Here is a 1,019-nt window from a genome sequence, read left to right on the forward strand (position 1 = left end):
GTTAAACTACCCACCAGACACTGTCCCTGATCCGGATCACGGACCCAGGTTAGACATCCAGCACGACCAGAGTGGTATTTCAACGGCGACTCCACCCGAACTGGCGTCCGAGTTTCACAGTCTCCCACCTATCCTACACAAGCCGAACCGAACACCAATATCAAGCTATAGTAAAGGTCCCGGGGTCTTTCCGTCCTGCTGCGCGAAACGAGCATCTTTACTCGTAATGCAATTTCACCGGGCCTGTGGTTGAGACAGTCGAGAAGTCGTTACGCCATTCGTGCAGGTCGGAACTTACCCGACAAGGAATTTCGCTACCTTAGGATGGTTATAGTTACCACCGCCGTTTACTGGCGCTTAAGTTCTCAGCTTCGCCCGACCGAAGTCGGACTAACCGGTCCCCTTAACGTTCCAGCACCGGGCAGGCGTCAGTCCGTATACATCGCCTTACGGCTTCGCACGGACCTGTGTTTTTAGTAAACAGTCGCTTCTCGCTGGTCTCTGCGGCCACCACCAGCTCAGGGAGCACGTCCCGTCACCAGCAATGGCCCCCCTTCTCCCGAAGTTACGGGGGCATTTTGCCGAGTTCCTTAACCACAGTTCACCCGAACGCCTCGGTATTCTCTACCAGACCACCTGAGTCGGTTTAGGGTACGGGCCGCCATGAAACTCGCTAGAGGCTTTTCTCGACAGCATAGGATCATCCACTTCACCACAATCGGCTCGGCATCAGGTCTCAGCCTTGATGAGTGACGGATTTGCCTATCACTCGGCCTACACCCTTACCCCGGGACAACCACCGCCCGGGCTGGACTACCTTCCTGCGTCACCCCATCGCTCACCTACTACAGGCTTGGGCCGGCGGCTCCACCACGTCCCTTTGTCCGAAGACTCCGGGCCGGCTTCACGGCCTTAGCATCACCTGGTTCGACGTTGGCGCTTCAAAGCGGGTACGGGAATATCAACCCGTTGTCCATCGACTACGCCTGTCGGCCTCGCCTTAGGTCCCGACTTACCCT

Annotated in this window: 1 rRNA gene; it reads right to left on the reverse strand. The window is 56.9% G+C overall.

Annotated elements, in window-relative coordinates:
- Positions 1-1,019 (reverse strand): 23S ribosomal RNA (locus tag ACIP60_RS38295); the annotation flags it as partial.

The sequence above is a fragment of the Kitasatospora sp. NPDC088783 genome (assembly GCF_044750705.1).
In the GTDB taxonomy this organism is placed as follows: Bacteria; Actinomycetota; Actinomycetes; order Streptomycetales; family Streptomycetaceae; genus Kitasatospora; species Kitasatospora fiedleri.